This window comes from Bacillus sp. GZB (assembly GCF_001975995.1).
Classification (GTDB): Bacteria; Bacillota; Bacilli; order Bacillales; family Bacillaceae; genus Bacillus; species Bacillus velezensis.
The window spans coordinates 80,683-100,701 of the sequence record NZ_MTQG01000018.1; the positions used below are offsets into that span (position 1 = coordinate 80,683).

General features: G+C 46.9%; 24 protein-coding genes. 3 read left to right on the forward strand and 21 right to left on the reverse strand.

Annotation, left to right across the window (positions count from 1 at the left end; genetic code table 11):
• Nucleotides 1-33: 33 nt before the first annotated feature.
• On the reverse strand, nucleotides 34-483 hold the full coding sequence (locus BXO87_RS16630; RefSeq protein ID WP_029326211.1) for a SprT family protein: 450 nt from the start codon (nucleotides 481-483) through the stop codon (nucleotides 34-36).
• Nucleotides 484-582: 99 nt separating this feature from the next.
• On the opposite strand from BXO87_RS16630, the gene cmpA reads away from it, so the two are divergent.
• A complete protein-coding gene (gene cmpA / locus BXO87_RS20630; RefSeq protein ID WP_003156164.1) occupies nucleotides 583-696 on the forward strand; it encodes a cortex morphogenetic protein CmpA in 114 nt (37 codons plus the stop codon).
• Between the two features lie 9 nt (nucleotides 697-705).
• Here the strand turns inward: cmpA and BXO87_RS16635 are convergent, their stop codons facing one another.
• The 14 genes from BXO87_RS16635 to acpS all read right to left on the reverse strand — a co-directional run bounded on the left by BXO87_RS16635 (nucleotide 706) and on the right by acpS (nucleotide 11,478).
• Nucleotides 706-2,865 (reverse strand): Tex family protein, encoded by a 2,160-nt coding sequence (locus BXO87_RS16635; RefSeq protein ID WP_038457031.1) that lies wholly within the window; start codon nucleotides 2,863-2,865, stop codon nucleotides 706-708.
• Nucleotides 2,866-2,937: 72 nt separating this feature from the next.
• Complete coding sequence (rsbX, locus tag BXO87_RS16640) at nucleotides 2,938-3,540, reverse strand: phosphoserine phosphatase RsbX (RefSeq protein WP_007410234.1); 603 nt, start codon at nucleotides 3,538-3,540, stop codon at nucleotides 2,938-2,940.
• On the reverse strand, nucleotides 3,540-4,328 hold the full coding sequence (sigB, locus tag BXO87_RS16645; RefSeq protein WP_003156171.1) for an RNA polymerase sigma factor SigB: 789 nt from the start codon (nucleotides 4,326-4,328) through the stop codon (nucleotides 3,540-3,542). Before sigB ends, rsbX begins: the two co-directional genes overlap by 1 nt.
• Complete coding sequence (rsbW, locus tag BXO87_RS16650) at nucleotides 4,294-4,776, reverse strand: anti-sigma B factor RsbW (RefSeq protein ID WP_003156173.1); 483 nt, start codon at nucleotides 4,774-4,776, stop codon at nucleotides 4,294-4,296. The genes sigB and rsbW overlap by 35 nt, the downstream gene beginning before the upstream one ends.
• Nucleotides 4,773-5,102, reverse strand: a complete 330-nt coding sequence (rsbV, locus tag BXO87_RS16655; protein WP_003156176.1) for an anti-sigma factor antagonist RsbV — start codon at nucleotides 5,100-5,102, stop codon at nucleotides 4,773-4,775. Before rsbV ends, rsbW begins: the two co-directional genes overlap by 4 nt.
• A gap of 63 nt (nucleotides 5,103-5,165) precedes the next feature.
• Nucleotides 5,166-6,173, reverse strand: a complete 1,008-nt coding sequence (locus tag BXO87_RS16660) for a PP2C family protein-serine/threonine phosphatase (protein ID WP_007410233.1) — start codon at nucleotides 6,171-6,173, stop codon at nucleotides 5,166-5,168.
• Between the two features lie 11 nt (nucleotides 6,174-6,184).
• The gene (locus tag BXO87_RS16665) at nucleotides 6,185-6,586 is read right to left on the reverse strand and encodes an anti-sigma regulatory factor (protein ID WP_003156178.1); all 402 of its coding nucleotides are present in this window, start codon (nucleotides 6,584-6,586) and stop codon (nucleotides 6,185-6,187) included.
• Nucleotides 6,587-6,588: 2 nt separating this feature from the next.
• Nucleotides 6,589-6,954, reverse strand: coding sequence for an RsbT antagonist protein RsbS (gene rsbS, locus BXO87_RS16670; protein ID WP_007609584.1), 366 nt, complete (start codon nucleotides 6,952-6,954; stop codon nucleotides 6,589-6,591).
• Between the two features lie 4 nt (nucleotides 6,955-6,958).
• Entirely contained in the window at nucleotides 6,959-7,780 is an 822-nt protein-coding gene (locus BXO87_RS16675; protein WP_003156182.1) for an STAS domain-containing protein, read from the reverse strand.
• A 117-nt stretch (nucleotides 7,781-7,897) separates the two neighbouring features.
• Nucleotides 7,898-8,248, reverse strand: coding sequence for a type II toxin-antitoxin system endoribonuclease NdoA (gene ndoA / locus BXO87_RS16680; RefSeq protein WP_003156187.1), 351 nt, complete (start codon nucleotides 8,246-8,248; stop codon nucleotides 7,898-7,900).
• Between the two features lie 5 nt (nucleotides 8,249-8,253).
• Nucleotides 8,254-8,535, reverse strand: a complete 282-nt coding sequence (gene endB / locus BXO87_RS16685; protein ID WP_003156188.1) for a type II toxin-antitoxin system antitoxin EndoAI — start codon at nucleotides 8,533-8,535, stop codon at nucleotides 8,254-8,256.
• 119 nt (nucleotides 8,536-8,654) lie between these two features.
• Entirely contained in the window at nucleotides 8,655-9,824 is a 1,170-nt protein-coding gene (gene alr, locus BXO87_RS16690) for an alanine racemase (RefSeq protein ID WP_076851405.1), read from the reverse strand.
• A gap of 116 nt (nucleotides 9,825-9,940) precedes the next feature.
• Nucleotides 9,941-10,948 carry a LolA family protein gene (locus tag BXO87_RS16695; protein ID WP_007410230.1) on the reverse strand — a complete coding sequence of 336 codons (1,008 nt, stop codon included), beginning with the start codon at nucleotides 10,946-10,948 and terminating at the stop codon, nucleotides 9,941-9,943.
• A gap of 164 nt (nucleotides 10,949-11,112) precedes the next feature.
• Nucleotides 11,113-11,478, reverse strand: coding sequence for a holo-ACP synthase (gene acpS / locus BXO87_RS16700; protein WP_007609580.1), 366 nt, complete (start codon nucleotides 11,476-11,478; stop codon nucleotides 11,113-11,115).
• A 92-nt stretch (nucleotides 11,479-11,570) separates the two neighbouring features.
• On the opposite strand from acpS, the gene BXO87_RS16705 reads away from it, so the two are divergent.
• A complete protein-coding gene (locus tag BXO87_RS16705; protein ID WP_003156193.1) occupies nucleotides 11,571-12,170 on the forward strand; it encodes a rhomboid family intramembrane serine protease in 600 nt (199 codons plus the stop codon).
• On the opposite strand, the gene BXO87_RS16710 is transcribed toward BXO87_RS16705, so the two are convergent.
• The 5 genes from BXO87_RS16710 to BXO87_RS16730 form a co-directional block, all read right to left on the reverse strand.
• On the reverse strand, nucleotides 12,167-13,633 hold the full coding sequence (locus BXO87_RS16710) for a PH domain-containing protein (protein WP_038457027.1): 1,467 nt from the start codon (nucleotides 13,631-13,633) through the stop codon (nucleotides 12,167-12,169). The two genes, BXO87_RS16705 and BXO87_RS16710, sit on opposite strands and share 4 nt — an antisense overlap.
• Nucleotides 13,623-14,102 (reverse strand): PH domain-containing protein, encoded by a 480-nt coding sequence (locus BXO87_RS16715; RefSeq protein WP_007410226.1) that lies wholly within the window; start codon nucleotides 14,100-14,102, stop codon nucleotides 13,623-13,625. Before BXO87_RS16715 ends, BXO87_RS16710 begins: the two co-directional genes overlap by 11 nt.
• A gap of 116 nt (nucleotides 14,103-14,218) precedes the next feature.
• Nucleotides 14,219-15,703: a degradosome RNA helicase CshA gene (gene cshA, locus BXO87_RS16720; protein ID WP_032872993.1), complete on the reverse strand. Its 1,485-nt coding sequence runs from the start codon at nucleotides 15,701-15,703 to the stop codon at nucleotides 14,219-14,221.
• Between the two features lie 329 nt (nucleotides 15,704-16,032).
• On the reverse strand, nucleotides 16,033-17,403 hold the full coding sequence (locus BXO87_RS16725) for a UDP-N-acetylmuramoyl-tripeptide--D-alanyl-D-alanine ligase (protein WP_038457026.1): 1,371 nt from the start codon (nucleotides 17,401-17,403) through the stop codon (nucleotides 16,033-16,035).
• Nucleotides 17,404-17,479: 76 nt separating this feature from the next.
• Nucleotides 17,480-18,565 carry a D-alanine--D-alanine ligase gene (locus BXO87_RS16730; protein ID WP_003156199.1) on the reverse strand — a complete coding sequence of 362 codons (1,086 nt, stop codon included), beginning with the start codon at nucleotides 18,563-18,565 and terminating at the stop codon, nucleotides 17,480-17,482.
• 153 nt (nucleotides 18,566-18,718) lie between these two features.
• Between BXO87_RS16730 and BXO87_RS16735 the strand changes: the two genes are divergently transcribed.
• Nucleotides 18,719-19,036: a thioredoxin family protein gene (locus BXO87_RS16735; RefSeq protein ID WP_003156200.1), complete on the forward strand. Its 318-nt coding sequence runs from the start codon at nucleotides 18,719-18,721 to the stop codon at nucleotides 19,034-19,036.
• Here the strand turns inward: BXO87_RS16735 and BXO87_RS16740 are convergent.
• A complete protein-coding gene (locus BXO87_RS16740; RefSeq protein ID WP_038457023.1) occupies nucleotides 19,033-19,926 on the reverse strand; it encodes a cation diffusion facilitator family transporter in 894 nt (297 codons plus the stop codon). The genes BXO87_RS16735 and BXO87_RS16740 overlap by 4 nt on opposite strands.
• Between the last annotated feature and the right edge of the window lie 93 nt (nucleotides 19,927-20,019).

The window sequence follows — 20,019 nt, forward strand, 5'->3', positions numbered from 1 at the left end:
TTAACATAGAACATTAAAATGAGTCAAGCCTTTTTAAAAAATTCTTTTGATTTTCCCTCTGCATTTTCCGCAGGCATATCTTTCCGGGTTCATTGCCCGCTTCTTTATATACTGTTGGCCGCAAGCCGCGCATCTATACATATATGTTTTCTTTTGTGGCTTTTTGGTTTGCAGCGGCGTGCAGAATCTCGGCGCTCCGACTTTCTGAAGCAGTTCTCTGAAGTCCTTGTCTCTGTGCTTGTACCCTTTTCCTTCAAGGTGAAGGTGGTAATGGCACAGCTCGTGTTTAATGATTCCTTCCAGCTCGCTCTGCCCGTGTTCGAGAAGATATTTTCGGTTTAATTCGATGTTATGGGAAGACAGCATGTACCGGCCGCCTGTCGTTTTCAGCCGGTCATTGAAAAAGGCCCGGTGACGGAACGGTTTTCCGAAATCTTGTGCAGAGATGTCTTCCGTCAGCTTTTGAAGTTGTTCGTTATCCATATGTGCACCCCGCTTTAAAAACATTGAACGGGACAATTCACCGTTCGCATACAATGAGTTAAAACCGACCTCTAACTAAAAGCTGAGGAGGAATGAGCCATGCCGAATTGGCTGATGAAACAAATGCAAAAAGCGTTTTTAGAAAAGGATAATTACCAAATCAAACTGCTGAATCAGTGCTGGTATTTCTACAGAAAAAAACACTGCTCGTAAGCAGTGCTTTTATTTTACCATAGACAGCGACACTCTGCCTTTTTGCACGTCCACCCCTTCGACCCATACGGTGACGATGTCCCCGACCGATACGACGTCGAGAGGATGTTTGACGTATTGATTGCTCAGTTTTGAAATGTGCACAAGCCCGTCCTGTTTGACGCCGATATCGACGAAAGCGCCGAAGTCTACAACGTTGCGGACGGTGCCCTGCAATTCCATTCCTTCCTTTAAATCCTCAAGCTGCAGAACGTCTTTTTTCAGCAAAGGCTTCGGTACTTCGTCACGAGGATCTCGCTCCGGCCTTGTCAGCTGCCCGCAAATATCTGCAAGCGTAATTTCCCCTATACCGAGCTCTTCAGCCGTTTCAGACAGCGGCAGTGCGCTTATTTTCTCTTTTGCGTCCGCGCTTCCGATCTGATCCGCAGTGAGCTGCAGTTTTTTGAGCAGCGCCTTTGTCTCTTTATAGCTTTCCGGGTGTATCCCGGTGCGGTCGAGCGGTTCCGGTCCCCCGGGCACTCTCAAAAAGCCGATGCACTGTTCATATGTTTTTGCGCCGAGACGCGGGATTTCTTTCAGCTCTTTGCGATTTGTAAATTTTCCGAGCTCTTCCCTTTTTTTAACGATATTACCGGCAACGGTTTTGGATAACCCGGCTACATATTGAAGCAGCGCGGCTGATGCTGTATTGACATTCACCCCGACTTGGTTGACGACGGTCTCAACGACAAAACGGAGTGATTCATTTAAATGCTTTTGGCTGACATCATGCTGGTATTGCCCGACGCCGACGGATTTAGGATCAATTTTTACAAGCTCGGCCAGCGGGTCCTGCAACCTCCGTGCGATGGAGACGGCGCTGCGCTCTTCGACCTGAAAATCCGGAAATTCTTCACGGGCGATTTCTGATGCGGAATACACGCTTGCTCCGGCCTCATTAACGATGACATAATAAATGTCCCGCTCTGTTTCTTTCAGCACATCAACGACGAATTGCTCTGTCTCCCGTGATGCCGTGCCGTTTCCGATCGCCACAACCTCGACTTCGTACCGGTCCAGCAATTCTTTGATTTTTTTCCGGGCTTCCGCTGTCTTTTTTACAGGAGCGTGCGGGTAAATGACGTCGATTTTCAGCACTTTTCCCGTCTCATCAACAACTGCCAGTTTGCACCCCGTACGGAAGGCCGGATCGACGCCGAGCACAACTTTCCCCTTCATCGGCGGCTGCAGCAGGAGCTTACGCAGGTTTTCAGCGAAAATATGAATCGCCTGCGCGTCTGCTTTTTCTGACAGCTCTTTGCGGATATCGCGCTCAATAGCCGGCTGGATCAGACGTTTGTAACTGTCCTCAATGGCTTCTTTCAGCGTTTCTTTCACAGGCGTTTCACGGTGTTTGATGATTTGCTTTTCTAAATAAGCTTTTATCTGATCGGCGGGCTGTTCGATCGCAATCTTTAAAATGCCTTCTTTTTCACCGCGGTTCATCGCAAGTACTCTGTGAGGAACGACCTTTTGGATCGGCTCTGCGTACTCGTAGTACATTTCATAGACATTTTTCTCGTCATCTGCGGCTGACTTGCCTGCCGCGGAAGTGAGAATTCCTTTTTTATACGTTTCCTGGCGAATCCACTTTCTGAAATGAGGATCATCCGAGATTTGTTCGGCTATGATGTGCTTCGCGCCTTCGATGGCTTCCTCTCTTGAAGGGACTTCTTTTTCTGCACTGATATATTGATCAGCGATGTCGTGAAGGCGGTTTTCTTTCGGGAGAGAAAGAATATAGTCCGCAAGCGGTTCAAGGCCTTTGCTTTTGGCGACGGTGGCTTTTGTTTTCCGTTTTTGTTTGAAGGGACGGTATAAATCCTCGACTTCCTGAAGCTTGACCGCTTGTTCGATTTTTTGCTTCAGCCCTTCCGTCAGCTTGTCCTGCTCAGAGATCAATCTGATGACTTCTTCTTTCCGCTGCGTCAGGTTTTGTATGTATTGCCACCGCTCGGAGATTGCCTGAATCTGCACCTCGTCCATTGAGCCGGTCTGCTCTTTTCGGTACCGCGCAATAAACGGGACGGTATTGCCGTCTTCCAGCAGGCGGATGACACTTTCGACATGTTTTTGGGATAACGCTGTTTCTTCAGCAATTTGTTTTTTCAAAAGGGCTAACGTTTCCATATCACAAAAGCCTCCATCTCTTCATTCTTTCTCTAGTGTATCAAAAAACGGCGGAACATAAAAAAAGCAGCCTTACGATAAAAGCTGCCCTAGAATATAGGTCAAATCATCACGTCTGGATGTTGTGTACGGATGAAGTGATTTTGATATATCTTCTATTGAGTGTCCCTGCTTTAAGCAGGTGCGGATATGCGGAACCTCAAGCCCATCCGTGTAGATGATGAACCTCGCCCCTTTTTCGTATGATGACGTATACGTTTTGTATCTTTGCGGTTTGCCTGAGAGGTAACCCGAAATCGGCAGCGGATGAAAGACTTCGCCTGATGGGGAGTGCAGGAAGAAACGGACGTTGCCGATCGAGCAATATGTCAATTCCCTTTTGATGAAATTGATTTTTAAGATGGAGGCAGTCGCCCCTCTTTTGTTTTTCATCGCTTGATTGCAGCGCTCAATGATGCTTTCCACATCCTCATCCGCATACGTTTCCACGATGTCTTTAATGGCTGACGAGGATTCGTTGGCAAGAGATCCGCTGCCGAGACCGTCTGCTACCGCGCAAACTAATTCTTCTTCATTCGCCTTCATAAAAAAGCTGTCGCCGCATATGGACTTGCCTTCTTTATTTAATTGGTATACAAGAGTTTGAACATGTTCATTTTCTTCAACCTGAATCATTACATTAGCTCCATGGAGGGATCTCCAATCAAGGCCTCTCTCAGTTTTTTGACCGCTTTCCGCTGCAGGCGCGAGACGTGCATTTGAGATATTCCGAGAATGTCCCCTGTTTCTTTTTGGCTTTTATTTTGCACAAATGTTAGATCGATAATCTGTTTTTCGCGGTCGGACAGCACATGAAGCACGCTTTTGATCATCATCTGCTGGTTGACGCGTTCGTATCCTTCCTCCTGCGAACCGACGATATCTAAAATCGTGACGGTGCTTCCGTCCGCATCCGCTTCGATGCTGTGATCGACAGACAGCGCCTGATAGCTTTTTCCCATCTCCATCGTTTCAAGCACTTCCTCTTCTGACACATCGAGAAAGGCTGCGATTTCTTCGACTTTCGGCGACCGCTGCGTCTCTGTCGTCAGCTGATCCACCGCCATTTTAATGCGCGGCCCGAGTTCTTTAATCCGTCTCGGGACGTGTACACTCCATGTTTTATCTCTGAGGAAGCGTTTGATCTCGCCGATGATGGTCGGAATCGCAAATGCTTCAAAGGATTTGCCGACCTCGGGATCATACCGTTTAATGGCTCCGAGAAGTCCGATCATCCCGACCTGGCGGAGGTCTTCATGAAAGCTTTTTCCTTTTGAATATTTCTTTGCCAGCATTTCGACGAGATTGGTATACACCTCGACGAGTGTTTCCTGGGCTTCTTTATTATCATGTGTTTGAAAGTCGCGTATGAGCCGATCAACTTCATCTTTAGTTAGTTTCGTAGTTTTTGATGGTTGTGCCATGATCAACTCGCTCCCCATTTAAATACTTTGTCATCGCCACGGTTACGCCAGAGTTGCTTTGAACTTTGACTTCATCCATGAGCGTTTCCATTAAATACAGACCGAGCCCTCCTTCTGACAATTGATCGACTGTGTGTGAAGGTGTGTACGGCCCGAGATCCTGCTGCTTCTGATCAAAATCAAAGCTGTCTCCCTGATCGGCGACAATGACCTCCAGCCGATCCTCAAACACACCGAACCGCACGGATACTTCTCCCTTATTTTCATCTTTGTATGCATGCTGGACAGCGTTTGTACAAGCTTCGCTGACAGCGATTTTTAAATCTTCAATGTCATCATAGGTATAGCCCATTCTGCTTGCGACCCCTGATAACGTAAGCCTGACGATTCCTACATATTCCGGTTCGGCCGGAATTTTCATCTCTATATAATCAACTGATGTACTCATTGCACGCCACCTTCTGACTTTGCCGAAATGTCGATGATGTCCTTAAGCCCCGTAATTTCAAACAGACGGACGAGCCGGTCGGAAAGATTCTCAAGCTTGAGAGAGCCGCCTTCCTTGCTCACCGTTTTAAACACGCCTACAAAAACGCCTAAACCCGTACTGTCCATATAATTTACATCTTTTAAGCAGATTCTCATGTCCTTCCCCTCGTTTGCCAGGGGCATCAGCTTTTCACGAACCACCGGAGCTGAGTATACATCGATTTCTCCAGCGATATTGATTTGTATATCTGAAAGATTCTCCTTCATATCTACCGTTAAATTCATCGTATCACCTCTGAAAGTTATCCTTACTCGTGCTAATGGCTTTTTACCCGTGCTGCTGTTTTTTTAAACCTTTCTTTTCAAAACAATTAACGTAAAATCGTCATGAAGCTGAAAGTCCTGGAGTCTCAGCAGGCTGTCGTAAATGTTTTTGACCATATCCTGCGCGGAGCAGTCCATATGTTCTTCCAGCATGCGCTGAATGTCGCTGCGTTCTAAGAAACCGTTTTCGGTACGGCATTCGGTGACGCCGTCAGAAAAAAGAACGATCATGTCTCCTTCGTCCATGTGCTGTTCATATTGGCTGTAATCAAAATCCTGAGAAATTCCCAGCACCAATCCTTTTGCCTCCAGATCATAAAACTTTTTTTCTTTTTCAGAGTAGTAGAAGCCCGGTTCATGCCCCGCAGAGGCATATGTAAATTGGTGATTTTTCGTATTGTAGTTTGCGTAAAACATGGTGATAAACATGCTTGAGTCCACGTTCTGTTCTACAACGCGGTTAAGATTTTTCAGCACTTGGGAGGGGTGAATGCCGATCTCCGGAAGAGAGTCCATGGCATACTTGATCATCGACATGCACAATGCGGCGGGTATTCCTTTTCCGATGACATCGGCTATCGCGATGTTAATCGATTCCTTGTCTTTGACAAAGTGATAATAATCCCCGCTCATCTGTTTGGCGGGGACGCTGATCGCCCCGATATCCAGATCTTCTTCTTCAGGAATTTTTGTGCCAAGCAGCGTCTGCTGAACATTTGCGGCAATTTCAATTTCTGAACGAAGCTCCTGCTGGATATCTCTCAGACTTTGATGTTCCTGATAAGCCATCCCGTAGCCAATCATGACTTCTATTAAAAAATCCAGCGAATGAAAAACATCTTCCGGCAGATCCGGATACAGTTCCTTTACTACTTTTCGGTGGATACTGATAATCTCCTCCGGAGGAACCTGATGTTCAATCGTTTTTCGGCTGAATTTTTGGGCTTGATATAAAGATGTTTCTGTTAATTCGGCTATATATCGGCTAAGCAGCTGATGATACCGCTGCTCTATAACCTCCCTGAAATCCACGTTCTAACCTCCTACCGAAGCCATTTCACGGCTTGAATCTCTGTTCCTTCCTCTGCAACAGATTGCAGGCTGAATTCGTCCATCAGCCTTTTGACGCCCGGAAGTCCCGCTCCCAGTCCGCCTGACGTTGAAAAGCCGTCTTCCATCACTTTACGGATGTCGGGGATTCCGGGTCCTTTGTCTTCTGCTATAATTTTAAGGCCTTTTTTCCCTCTGTCGTTTACTTGTTCTATGCTGACCTGGCCTTTGCCTGCATATAAGTAAATGTTTCTGGCCAATTCTGAGATAGCCGTCGTGATTCTGGCCTGGTCCACCGTACCGAAGCCTAATTCCTTCGCAACGTTGCGGCCAAGCTGTCTGGCGGCTACGATATCCCATTCTGTCATGATTTTCACACAGGATTGGTCGTTCATCGCTATTCCCCCAATTCCCGCTTCAATGTCTCAAGCCCTTGCTCTAAATCGAGCGCCGTTTCAATTTCCTCAAGTGAGATTCCGAGTTCAATCAATGTGACCGCCACAGCCGGCTGAATTCCCGTCAATACGACATTTGCGCCCATCAATTTAGACATGGTGATGACATCGCCGAGCACTTTCGCGATAAATGAATCGATCATGTCAACGGATGTAAGGTCAATGACGACCCCGTTTGCGCCGGTTTCATAGATTTTGTTCAGCAGATCTTCTTGAAAATGCAAAGCTGTCTGGTCGTCAAGTTCCCATTGGATGGATACCAATAAGCAGTTATACAGTTTCAGGATCGGGATTTTTGGATGTCTCACAATGTTATTCCCCCAATGAAACGATTTTTCGATTTGTCATTTCAAGCGCTGTTTGAATTCCTTTTTGAAGGGTATTCTTCGTAATAACCTGCGACAAATCAATTCCCAGATTAACGATCGTCTGCGCGATTTCCGGACGGATTCCGACGAGCAGGCATTTCGCGCCGACAAGCCGCACCGCTTCCGATGCCTGGATAATATGGTGCGCCACCATCGTATCAACGACCGGCACGCCCGTGATATCAATTAATACAACCTGTGAACGGTGCTTCACGACGCCGTTTAACAGATTTTCCATAATATGCTTTGCGCGCTCCGTATCAATCGTCCCGACAAGCGGCATGACCGTTACATGCTCAAATACCGGGATCAGCGGAGCCGACAATTCCTGAAGCGCGATTTTTTGCAAAGTAACCGTTTTTTCCCAGGAGATAGAATACTGATTTAAGATTTCCGTGTTGATCGGATTGAAAAAGCTGTCTATTTCCAAAATCAAATCTGCTCTGTCCTGATCGGCCATATTAAGGTCGACCATCGTTTCGTAAAGCAGTTTCCAAAACTCTGACAGGGTGGCTGAAAGAAGTTTCAGTGACAGGCCGAGCTGAACGGCGCGCAGTGCGAGTTCACTGATCTGCTCTTCCGTAGCCTCGTCATTTTTAGTCGATAATAAAAGAATGTCTATATAGTCTTTACAAATATTTTCACATATGTGATTCGTAAGCTGATAGTCTTCCTGATTGCCTACTTCTTTTAGTTTGGCTGTCCAAGTATCAAGCAGTTCATCATGCTGATCAATGATGAACTGATACACTTTCTGATTCGACATGGGTTTCACTGACCTCCCGACACAAAACAACAAATTTTGTTTGATTATCTCTTTATTATAGCGCTTATGTTTTTCGAAAACAAAAAAAGTTGCTCTTTATGAGCAACCAAAATATGACTAAAAATCAATGAGTGCCAAACTGATTTGCAAGGCTTCATCAACCTTATCCATCATTTCATCATCCAGATGAGTTATTTTATCCGTTAATCTTTGCTTGTCAATCGTCCGAATTTGCTCCAGCAAAATAACGGAATCTCTTTCAAAACCGTAGCGTTTTGCATCAATTTCGACGTGGGTTGGTAATTTCGCTTTCTGTATTTGGGCTGTTATGGCTGCAACAATAGCAGTCGGGCTAAAGCGATTTCCGATATCATTTTGGATCACTAAAACCGGGCGTACGCCGCCTTGCTCTGAGCCAACAACAGGAGATAAATCAGCAAAATAAACATCGCCGCGCTTTACAATCAAAATGATTATCCTCCGCTGACTAAGCGCTCAACGGTCGTTTCTGCTTCGCACTCAGCATAGTGAGCCTCAGAAGAGATATTCAAGTTGATTTTCGCCATTTCCATATACCCGCGTCTCATCAAATCACGGTTATGGCGAGTTGTCCGTTCGCTGACATACGCTCTCACTGCTTGTGATATCAGTTCGTTTCTGCTTCGTTTCTCCCGCATCGCTACACCATCCAATTCAGCTACTAAGTTTTCAGGCAAGCTGATTTTCATTTCGGTTCTTGCGCTGGATTCAGACAAAAAACATACACCTCCACCAAACTTACGGATACGACCAATACATCCATCCAGACATAATGATACCATTATTCAAACGTCAAGCAAAGCTGTTTTATAAATTCTCTTTTTCCGGATGACGGCTACTTGTTTGTATTATCTTGCAGTAAAGGATTTCTTACTTCCATTATACTCTCATTTTCCAAAAACATACGGGGAACGCGGGAACTAATGGTACAAGGGACCTCGTAATTAATCGTCTCAAGCCGCCCTGCGATTTCATCCATCGTGATCGTTTCTTCCTTCTGGCTGCCGATCAGGGTGACTTTGGTGCCCGGCGGATAAGATTGATCTAATTCGACCATCAATTGATCCATGCAGATTCTTCCCGCGATGTTCATCCGTTTGCCTCCGATCAGCACAGACGTGCCGCTCAGCTTGCGGAGCCACCCGTCCGCATAGCCGATGGGAACCGTTCCGATCCATTGATCCTTCTCTGCCGTATATGTTGCGCCGTAGCTGACGCTTTCCCCTTTGCGGATCTTTTTCACATGGGATAAAACAGAGTGCAGCGCAAAAGCCGGCTTTAATTGAAACGGAATTTCGCTTTGGATGTCAGCAGAAGGACGAAGCCCGTACATACTGATGCCGAAACGAACCGCGTTAAAGAAGCCTTTTTTAAGACGAAGTCCGGCAGCGCTGTTCGCGCAGTGCACCATCAATTCTTTTAAAGGAAGCGGAGCGATCAATGTTTTAAAGCGGTCAAACTGGAAGAGGAAATAATCTCTGTTTTTCTCATCCGCGGTAGCAAAGTGGGTGAATACGCCTTTACAGACTAAACCGGGATTTTGGCTGAGGATTTTTAACACGCTTTGGATTTCTTCCTCCGTTTTGACTCCGAGTCTGTTCATGCCGGTGTCGACTTTCAGATGAAACGGCACTGTTTCACTTCCGAGGTGGCGCGCAGCTTCCTGAAGCCATTCAACAGAATACCCCGTGAGTGTTACGTCATACTCGGCAGCTGCTTGTACATATTCGGGCGGCACGGCGCCAAGCACGAGAATCGGCGCTGTAATGCCCCGTTTCCTCAATGAAATTGCTTCATCCAGTATGGCTACGGCAAGACAAGAGGCACCCGCTTCAAGCGCGGCTTTCCCAACTTCCAAATCTCCGTGGCCGTAAGCATTCGCCTTTACAACCGCCATGAGATGGACGTTTTGCCCGATGTGTTTTTTCATATGCGTGACATTTTCTTTAATCGCGGACAGGTTGATTTCCGCCCACGTTTCTCTGTAAAAGGATGCTGTGTTCATTCGATACACTTCCTAGCATTATTTTCAATTCATATTGTTATTATCATACTAAAATTATTCTGCAAAGTGAAATGGAATCAAAAAAGAGGCCGACAGCGGCGGCCTCTTTTTTGACGTTATTTTGACGACTGTCCCTGCATGCTTTTGGCGGCTGCCACCATTTCATCTTTTGTCAGATCCTGTGATGACAGAAGATAATCCACTCCGTCATATGTCCACGTTAAAGACGTATCAGATAATGCGGCCACCGTGAAGCCGAGATTAACCGGTTCGCCTTTCAGCGTGACGGCAGAGGCGGCTTTTGCGATATGGGCTTTTTCTTGAATAAGGGTGAATGATTTTTCTCCGCCGTAAGTCATGACGATCCGTTTGCCATCCGCCGTTGAAATATCTTTCTCTTCAAGCTTTTTGACGCCGGCCGGAACTTGAAGCGGTGTTTTGACCGCAAATGAATCAGACGGTTTGGCGCTTGTGGCGACGTCCATCTGGGAAAGCGTCATATTTTTCTTCTCGTCAAAAGAGTCTTTATCAAACGGCTTGTTGAATTCAAAGCTTTTGAATTCGACTTTTACCATCACTTTCCGGTCTGTATCCATGACTTTGACGAGCGACGGGCTCATGTCCTTTTTGTTGAAAGTGATCTCCTGAGTCGGCAGCATTTTGTTGTGCTGATAGTTTGTTTTTGTTTCAAACGTGTACTTTTTATCTTTGGCGGAATAGACGGCGTCTTTGTCATGCTGTACGTCCTTTACAAGTGACTCAAACAAATATACTTGGCTGCTGTTATTCGGCCAGTCGCTTTGGAATCTGAAGCTCTTATTTAGAGACGGCGTGAGGACAAAGACTCCGTTGGCGTTCCGTAAGATGACTTGGTTTTGGTCTTTTTTCGGATTTTCCAAATAGACCCGGTACAGGGAAGGTTTTTTATGCCAGATTTCCACATTGTATACTTGCGGATCACTCCCCGTTTCGATGGTCATTTTGGCTTTCGCTTTGTACGAGGTGTATTCTTTCGCCTTCTTATCTAAACCGTTCACGATATCTTCCTGTGATTTTTGGCCGCAGGCCGAAAGAATAAGGACGGCAAGCAGTCCCGTTAAAAGCAAAACAAAGCTTTTTCTCACCTTTTTTCAACCCCTTCTTCTCAATTGATGTAAAGGGAAGAAATCGCTTGTTTGACTTTAACGGTACGCCCTGAACGGACGGACGCGTACCATAAAAGCCTCAAACAACTTGTCTCCCTTAATGCACTATCAAATATATGAAGGGGTTCCGGCTAATATGCAGACTAGCGTGACAACCTTTCAATCACGACCTGTGCCGCGGCGTATTCTTTTGTATGGGTAATGGAGACGTGAACCGCCGCGCCGTCAAGCTTGGCGCAGGCCAGCACAGGCTTTCCCGCCGTGTCGTTTCCGGTTTCAATATCCTGAAAGCTGAGCTCTTTGCCGATACCTGTGCCGTATGCTTTCGAAAAAGCTTCTTTTGCCGCAAATCTTCCCGCGAGAAATTCAATTTTCCTTTTGTCCGACAGCAATGTAAAACGGGCGTATTCAGCCTCCGTCAATATTCTTTGCGGAAACCTCGCCTGCCGGCTGAGCATGTTTTCAATTCTGTGCAGTTCAACGATGTCGATTCCGATTCCGAAAATCATGTGAATTCCTCCTAAAAGTCCGTACTAAAAAACGGTTTATGTCATAAACGTGTTACTATATATGTAACAAATCAGATGCAAAGGGGCTTGCGATGTTTATACGAACGGAAAATTTCCAGACTTTTATCAGACGTTATCCGGCCGTCAGCTGTATCTTGGCGCTGCAGGCGTTCTTGTGGCTGTTTTTCAGTATGCCGCTTCATTCCGTCATGATGTGGTCAGATGCTGTGACCGGCTATAATTACGGCGTTTCCTCGGGAGAATGGTGGCGGCTGGTGACACCGATGTTTTTACACGCGAATTTCACTCACCTTTTGTTTAACTCCATGTCTCTCTTTTTATTCGCGCCCCCGCTTGAGCAGATGCTCGGAAAAGTCCGTTTTCTGATTGTGTACATCGCATCGGGCATCATCGGCAATATCGGCACGTATCTTGCCGAACCGCTTGATTATGTGCATGTCGGCGCATCCGGCGCGATCTTCGGACTTTTCGGCGTGTATGTGTTTTTGACTGTTTTCCGCAAGGAGCTGATTGGCCGGGATCAGTCGAAAATGATTATGACCCTGCTTATCATCGCGGTGCTGTCGACGTTTATCAACTCTAATATTAACATTATGGCGCATTTGTTCGGACTGGCAGGCGGATTTTTGCTTTCCTTTTTATGCGTGCAGCAAAAAAAGCGGCGGTATTAACCGTCCGCTTTTTCATATGAATACCAGCGCCCGATGCGTTCGGCATCTTCCTCGCTGACATCCTTCAGCATGACATGCTCCATGTGGTGAGCTGATTTCACTGCGGTAGCCACAGATGCGAGCCGCCTTCTTTTTTGCAGAAAGGAGCGGCTGACTTCAAACATTTGCATTCTTCTTCTCAGCATAATCGTGGTCGTCTTCCCGATAAGCCTCGTGGTGATCTGAAGCCTGCCGCCGTTTATGCACCATGACGCTGTCCTAAACGAGGCATATCCAAGCACCATTTCGACGGGAAGCACAAGGAGCGATGCATATCCCCACGGTTTAAACAGAATACAAAGCGGGATGATCACGAATACCGAGAAGATTATGGATCGGAATAAATACCGGCGCAGCGCCCTTTTCGGCAAATGATTCCGGTTTTCTTCCAGCACGTAATCCGGTGTGAAACCATTCAGCATCACTCCGAGCTTTGATTTGCGGATGATCGGAAACAGAATCGTCTGTGCTCCTTCTTTCTCATTCCCCGCACTGCCGGCGCTGACAATCGCAACCGTCGCGTATCCGAATAATTGCCTGATCACATTTTCTTTCATTTTAATGGCTTGGATTTTACGGAGCGGGATCGTCACTTGATGCTTTTCAATAATTCCTCTGGTAATGACCAATTCGTGTTCTTTTTTTTCTATCTTAAAGTTGGCATGCTTGATCATCATACCGGCGATGCTTAACAGCCAGGCGATGAACAATCCTATGAAAATGATCACGGCGTATATGCCGATGCTCGCATGCTTGAGAAAGGAAAACCTGTCATAGAGCCAGTCCATCGGAAGTACTTCATCAATCTGAGAAAAGAGGGCGAATACCGCTGAGATGATGACACCGATTCCCCCGGATGTTGAGGCGGCCATAAGCAGCTCACCTACAGACAGGCGGTAAACGGATTGCACATCTTCCCCGCGCATCGGCTCCTGCTCCGCTGCGGTCTCCCCTCGTTCTTCTTGCTCCGCTTTTTGCTGAAAAACAGCCGCTCTGATCCGTTCCGCCTCTTCCACAGTAATGGCGGATAAGACGGCCTCGGCGTTTTTCCCTTCGCCGGCTGTTTCGATTTGAAGCTTAACAAGCTTAAAAAGCTGCTGAATGATGCCGGCACTCGTATTCATTGATTGAATACGGTCAATGGAGATGTATCTCTTTTTGGTAAAAAACAAGCCTTCTTCAATTCTGAATTCTCCGTCCTCAATCCGGTATGTAAATTTTCTCCACTCGATCACACTTGCCGTAATCAGCCAGATAAGCAGGACGGCGAGCGCAATGCCTCCGTAAAAGCGGATGAAGTGGTTGGAATTAACAATATAGACGAGAAAAAATGGCAGAATAATGTTTTTAATGGTTTCGATAATAATATGGAATAAGTTCAAAATCACGGCCGCCGGGTGCAGACGTTTCGGCTCAGACATCATCTTCCGTCACCCTTGCCAGACGGGAAATGGAATCCCTCAGCCGGTCAGCTTCCTCCATATCAAGCGCCGGAATGGAATGAACGGTTGCCGCCGTGGAGATTTTGACTGAGGCCAGACGATACCTTCTGAGGAGCGGGCCTTGTGAAGTATCTACGTGCTGCACCCTCACCATCGGCACAATGACCCGTTTGACAATAAAAATGCCGGATTGAATATCAATTTCATTTTCATGGACTTCATAGCGCCAGATCCTGTGCCTGATTTTCGGTATGGCATAGACGGATATCACTGAACCGAATATCCAAATGATGCCGAGGACTCCGGTGATCCAATACGGCCAATGGAAGAAATGGCTTAAAACAGCTGCTGCTATAACGGCCAGAAGACAGAAGGCGGACAGGATGATTTCCTGAAGACGCCAGACTTTTAAGCCGCTTGGACTGATTCGATTTTTTGGCTGTGCTCTCAACATACCTACCTCCCATTTTTTATCATACATACAAATACGGCTGATTTGCAAAAAAGATTCACTTTCCGGCATATCAAAAAAAAGCGGACCCCGTAAAAGGGTCCGCTTCCTGTGTCTTAGTATGATTTTTTCTGGCGTCTGTCACCTGAAGAACGGCGGTCGCTTGAGCGTTTTTTATCGTAGGAAGAACGGTTGTTGGTTTTCCCTTTGCCGCCGCGGTAGCCGCCGCCTTGGCCTTCTCTGCGCTTAGAAGTACGCTGGTTTTTATAGCGTTTGCTGACCATCGGCGCTTCATCAGTGAGGCGTACAGGCGTGCTGTCCGGCTCTTTTGTCGCCATTTTAATGGCTGCAGCCACAACTGTCACTGCATCATGATCTTCTAACAATTCCGCAGCTGCCGTCATGTAGAAGTTCAGGTTGTTTTCGCTGATCGCCGTGCGCAGACGGTCAACCGTCATCTGCTGCTGACCTTCTAATGCTTCGTCAAGCGTCGGCTCTTTCATGCGGTCCATTTTGCGTTTTGTCGTTTGTTCGATCGCGCGAAGCATGTTTTTCTCACGCGGTGTGATAAACGTCATCGCCATACCCGTTTTTCCTGCGCGTCCCGTTCTTCCGATACGGTGAACGTAGCTTTCAGGATCTTGAGGCACGTCAAAGTTGTAAACGTGGGTAACGCCTGAGATATCAAGTCCGCGGGCGGCAACGTCAGTCGCTACAAGCACTTCAATCGCACCTTCTTTAAATTTACGAAGCGCAACCATACGTTTCGCCTGCGTTAAGTCGCCGTGAATTCCTTCGGCCGCATATCCGCGAAGGTTCAGGGCTTCAGCAAGCTCATCGACACGGCGTTTCGTACGTCCGAATACGATCGCAAGTTCCGGAGACTGAATGTCAAGAAGACGAGTCAGGGTATCGAATTTTTTGCGTTCCTGCACTTCCAAGTAGAACTGCTGAATGTTGGACACAGTCATTTCTTTCGCTTTTACTTTTACGTGTTCCGGCTCAGTCATGAAACGCTCTGCGATCCGTTTGATCGGCGCAGGCATTGTTGCTGAGAATAAGAGCGTTTGGTGCTCGCTCGGTACATTTGAGAGAATGGATTCAATATCATCAATGAATCCCATGTTCAGCATTTCATCAGCCTCATCCATGACAACCGTATTCACGTTGTTTAAACGGATCGTACGGCGGTTGATATGGTCAAGAAGACGCCCCGGCGTACCTACGATGATATGCGGGTTTTTCTTCAATGCGCGGATCTGACGTCCGATATCCTGTCCGCCATAAATAGGCAGCACTTTCGCACGCTTATCTTGTCCGATTTTATATAACTCTTCAGATACTTGAATGGCTAATTCACGGGTTGGCGCGATTACGATTGCTTGAATATTAGGAGACTCGGGGTTCATTTTTTCAACAAGGGGTATACCAAACGCAGCTGTTTTACCTGTACCTGTTTGCGCTTGTCCAATGACGTCTTTATTTGAAAGTCCGAGCGGAATCGTTTGTGCCTGAATCGGCGTTGCTTCTTCAAACCCCATACGATTAATTGCCTTCATGAGATCAGAACTTAATTGAAAATCTTGAAACGTTATAGTCAAATTATTCAAACTCCTTCTAATTGCTGTTTCAGTAATGTCGTGATTTACCACTAAAAACCGTCCTTTCATCCAAAGGACAGGATCATACGTATACAAAGCCCGAATTACTTTACGTTTAATCTTACCATTACACTATGTGTTTTTCAATAAGGCGAGATGGTCAGGCGGCCGGAAGCGGCCTGACCGGATTCTTCCCGCGAACGAGGCCGGACCCTGCGCGGACGGGATTTCCCAGCCGGCGGTCTTTCTTTTTCATACGGACAGAATTATTTCACCCTGAATTAGTTTCTTCATTTTTGTATATTTTTATAATGCTGATCAGTATTTTTTCAGTTCTTCTCTAATAAATCTTTAACGATTTCTTCGAGCTTCATACCTCTCGATGCTTTAAACAGAAGGAGATCGCCGGAAGCGGCCATTTCCTGTATGGCGTGAAGCAGTTCTTTTTTGTCAAGATAATGGCTGACGCGCCCTTCTTCAAAATGCCGGCGCGCTCCGTCAGCGATGAATGCGCCGAGTGTGCCGTAAGTAAATACATGGTCGATTTCCGCCGGATTGACCGCAGCTCCGCATTCTTCGTGGAATGCTTTTTCTTCATCACCAAGTTCAAGCATATCACCGAGCACGAGCATTTTCTTCCGATAGCCTTTCATCGTTTCGATTAATTCTACCGCCGCTTTCATTGACGTCGGGCTCGCATTATACGCGTCGTTTACGATCGAGATGCCGTTGTCCGTTTTGACCAGTTCCAATCTCATCCCCGTCACCTTCAGGCGGCTCAGTCCCAGAGCGGCATTTTCCGGCGTAATGCCGAAATAGATGCCGGCGGCGTATGCGGCCATGGCATTCATCACATTATGTCTGCCGAGAACGGGAATAAAGAAAGAACGGCCGATCCCGTCGATATTAAAGTACGTGCCTTCTTCCGCCTGTTTTATTTCTTTCAGGCGGAGATCATTGTCCGCGCCTGCGCCGTATGTCGTTGTCCGGCAAGTGTACGTCTTTTCGCGAAGCAGCGGCTCATCCCCGAAATAAAACAGAACGCCGTCTTCCCGAAGTCCGTTTATAATTTCAAGTTTCGCCTCCGCAATTCCTTCTCTTGAGCCTAAATCCTGCATGTGGGATTCGCCGATATTGGTAATGACGGCAGCTTCCGGTTCAGCAAGACGGCTCAGAAAATCAATTTCGCCCCTCGCGCTCATTCCCATTTCTAAAACGGCGATTTCTGTATCTTCAGGCATGGCAAGCACAGTCAGCGGCAGGCCGATATGATTGTTGAAATTGCCGGCGGTTTTGTGAACGCGGTACTGAGTGCCGAGAACGGCGTGAAGCATGTCTTTCGTTGTCGTTTTTCCGTTGCTCCCGGTCACCCCGATAACCCGTGTGCCGAGCTCTTCCAAATAAGCTTTTGCCAATGTTTGCAGCGCCTCCAGCGTGTCATCGACCAGGATGACAGCACGCTCTTCCGGCGGATTCGGTTCAGAGCGGTCCCACAACACCGCGGAAACGCCTTTTTCGAAAGCCTGCGGCACAAAGGTGTGGCCGTTAAAATGCTCGCCTTTTAAAGGAATGAACAGCTGATTTTTTTCCAAAGTCCGCGTATCGGTTGCGGCGCCCTCAATCATTGTTTGTTCAAATACGGGATTTGTCAGTGTGCCTTTGACCATGTCTGCGATTCGCTTTACAGTTCGCTTTATCAAAGGTGGCACCTCGCTTTCTGAAAATGTTGTCTGTTACGGGAAAAGACACTGCCCCTTCAGGCAGTGTCCGTCTTCATTAAAATGTATGTTTAATCAGCTGTTTTTCGGCATGGCGTTCTTTTGCCAGCTCAACCAGCTGTTCGATCAGATCACTGTAATCTACGCCTGCTTCTTTCCAAAGCAGCGGGAACATGCTGAATGGCGTAAAGCCCGGCATTGTGTTCACTTCGTTAATGAGCACTTGACCGTCATTGGTCAGGAAGAAATCGGCGCGGACAAGGCCTGATCCGTCAATCGCTTTGAAGGCTTTAATCGCCATTTCGCTGATTTCCGCATATTGTTCATCCGTCACTTGCGCGGGAATCATTAAATCCGTGTCGCCGTCTTCATATTTCGCCTTGTAATCGTAAAAGTCGGTTTTCGGCGCGATTTCACCGACGGCGGAGCATTTCGGTTCGTCATTTCCGAGTACGCCGATTTCGATTTCTCTGCCGGCGATTCCTTCTTCCACCACAATTTTTCGGTCATACTCAAAAGCCAGTTCGAAGGCTTTTTCAAGCTCTTCACGGTTTCGGCATTTGCTGATTCCGACGCTTGATCCGAGGTTCGCCGGTTTGACGAAGCACGGATATCCCAGCTCCTCTTCAACCTGCTGTAAGCAGCTGTCCGGCGTCTGTTTCCAGTCCTTTTTTAAGAAAGCGGCGTACTTCGCCTGCGGAAGCCCCGCTTGAGCGAACAAATGCTTCATGATGACTTTATCCATGCCGGCTGATGATGCAAGCACCCCGTTGCCGACATAAGGAACGTTCAGCAATTCCAGCAGACCCTGAATGGTGCCGTCTTCACCGTTCGGTCCGTGCAGAAGCGGAAATACGACATCGATCGGCGCCTTTTCGTCAGGCGACGCTTCAGGAAACATTTCCCGGTTCAATGCTGATAGAGCGAAACTTTCACCGTTTTGTTCCAGCTGAAGCATTTTCACGTTGGAAACCGGCTCAGTCAGCAGCGGGCCTCTTTGCCATTCTCCTTTTTCAGTGATGTAAATCGGATGTATATCAAACTTCTCAGTATTAAGCGCTTTTGTTACAGCTAATGCTGTCTGCAGCGATACATTGTGTTCGGCTGACTTTCCGCCGTACACCAATCCTAGACTTGTTTTCAATGGATATTCCCCCCACAACAATTCATCTTTACTATCTTATCACTTTCCTCAGAAAATGATCTAATTATTTTTGGGCATTCTGAATATGAAAGCATTTGTATGTAATTCCTTTTTATTTTATATTAAAATGGCATGGAAAAGGAGATGTGTCATATGAAAAAAATCAGTACAACAGAACAATTTAATGAACTTATTCAATCCGACAAGGAAATCATCGTGAAATTTTTCGCTGACTGGTGCCCTGACTGCACGCGCATGAATATGTTCATCGGCGATATTTTGGAAGAATATAATCAAAATGATTGGTATGAACTGAACAGAGACGAGCTCCCTGAGCTTGCCGACAAATATCAGGTAATGGGCATACCGAGCCTTCTGATCTTTAAAAACGGCGAAAAGAAAGCGCATCTTCACAGCGCAAACGCGAAAACACCCGAAGAAGTCACAGAGTTTTTATCACAGCATATTTAATTCGTTTCACGATCTTTGTTTATGACTTCAGGCTCTACATGAACATGGACATGAGTCACATCATGTTCATGTTTTATTGCATACTCGACTGCATCGGCTACTTCATGGCCTTCTTTCACAGACAGTCCCGGATCTACCGTAATGACCATTTCCACATGAACCGTGCTCCCCAAATACCTTGCTTTCACATCCTTCAGCCTGCTGACCTCTTTTATTTCTTTCACTGTGTGTTTATACGGCTCCAAATCTTTCAGATCAAACCCGTCCGTCAATGAGTGGGAAGCATCTTTGAAGATGTCCCATGCCGTCTTACAGATGATGATTCCGATCAGAAAAGCAATGACCGGATCAATCCACGGCAGATGAAGCCGGGCCGTTAAGACGCCTATAAACGCCCCAATACTGACATAGGCGTCAGAACGGCTGTCTTTCGCCGCCGCATGAAGCGCAGAACTTTTAATCCGATCCGCAAGACGGCTGTTATATACATACATGCCGTACATTACAATCGCGCTTCCGAGCGCCGTCCATGCCGCAATGAAGCTCGGCTCGGCCTTCGTTCCGCTGACAATCGCCTTTGCTCCTCCGATCAGCACTTCAATACCGACCGCCATCATAATAAAAGACGCAATTAATGAAGAAATTGTTTCAGCCCGATAATGTCCGTAGGCATGATCACTGTCCGCGGGGCGCTGGGAAATCCGGAGCCCGATCAGCACAGCCAGCGATGCGACAATATCCGTGGCATTATTTAACCCGTCCGCTCTGAGCGCTTCAGAATGATAAATAAGACCGATCACCAGTTTGACGGCGGCAAGGATGAGGTACGCGGCGATATTAAGAATCGCGCCTTTCTCACCCCGTTTTAAGTTTGCCGTTTGATCATTCATGTAAGGACTCCTCCATTCTCATTCATAGTATGGATGGAAAAGCGGAAAAATAGCAGCTTTGATCTGTCAGAATCAAATCAATTCGACAGCATT

Coding starts and splice junctions, on each gene's coding strand:
- BXO87_RS16635 (WP_038457031.1), bottom strand. CDS start 2,865: ATGGAAACGTTAGCCCTTTTGAAAAAACAAATTGCTGAAGAAACAGCG.
- alr (WP_076851405.1), bottom strand. CDS start 9,824: ATGAACACAGCATCCTTTTACAGAGAAACGTGGGCGGAAATCAACCTG.
- BXO87_RS16630 (WP_029326211.1), bottom strand. CDS start 483: ATGGATAACGAACAACTTCAAAAGCTGACGGAAGACATCTCTGCACAA.
- BXO87_RS16710 (WP_038457027.1), bottom strand. CDS start 13,633: ATGATGTCTGAGCCGAAACGTCTGCACCCGGCGGCCGTGATTTTGAAC.
- BXO87_RS16740 (WP_038457023.1), bottom strand. CDS start 19,926: ATGAATGATCAAACGGCAAACTTAAAACGGGGTGAGAAAGGCGCGATT.
- rsbX (WP_007410234.1), bottom strand. CDS start 3,540: ATGATTCAGGTTGAAGAAAATGAACATGTTCAAACTCTTGTATACCAA.
- rsbV (WP_003156176.1), bottom strand. CDS start 5,102: ATGAATTTAACGGTAGATATGAAGGAGAATCTTTCAGATATACAAATC.
- BXO87_RS16665 (WP_003156178.1), bottom strand. CDS start 6,586: ATGAACGACCAATCCTGTGTGAAAATCATGACAGAATGGGATATCGTA.
- rsbW (WP_003156173.1), bottom strand. CDS start 4,776: ATGAGTACATCAGTTGATTATATAGAGATGAAAATTCCGGCCGAACCG.
- cmpA (WP_003156164.1), top strand. CDS start 583: ATGCCGAATTGGCTGATGAAACAAATGCAAAAAGCGTTTTTAGAAAAG.
- sigB (WP_003156171.1), bottom strand. CDS start 4,328: ATGGCACAACCATCAAAAACTACGAAACTAACTAAAGATGAAGTTGAT.
- BXO87_RS16735 (WP_003156200.1), top strand. CDS start 18,719: ATGAAAAAAATCAGTACAACAGAACAATTTAATGAACTTATTCAATCC.
- BXO87_RS16705 (WP_003156193.1), top strand. CDS start 11,571: ATGTTTATACGAACGGAAAATTTCCAGACTTTTATCAGACGTTATCCG.
- BXO87_RS16675 (WP_003156182.1), bottom strand. CDS start 7,780: ATGTCGAATCAGAAAGTGTATCAGTTCATCATTGATCAGCATGATGAA.
- acpS (WP_007609580.1), bottom strand. CDS start 11,478: ATGATTTTCGGAATCGGAATCGACATCGTTGAACTGCACAGAATTGAA.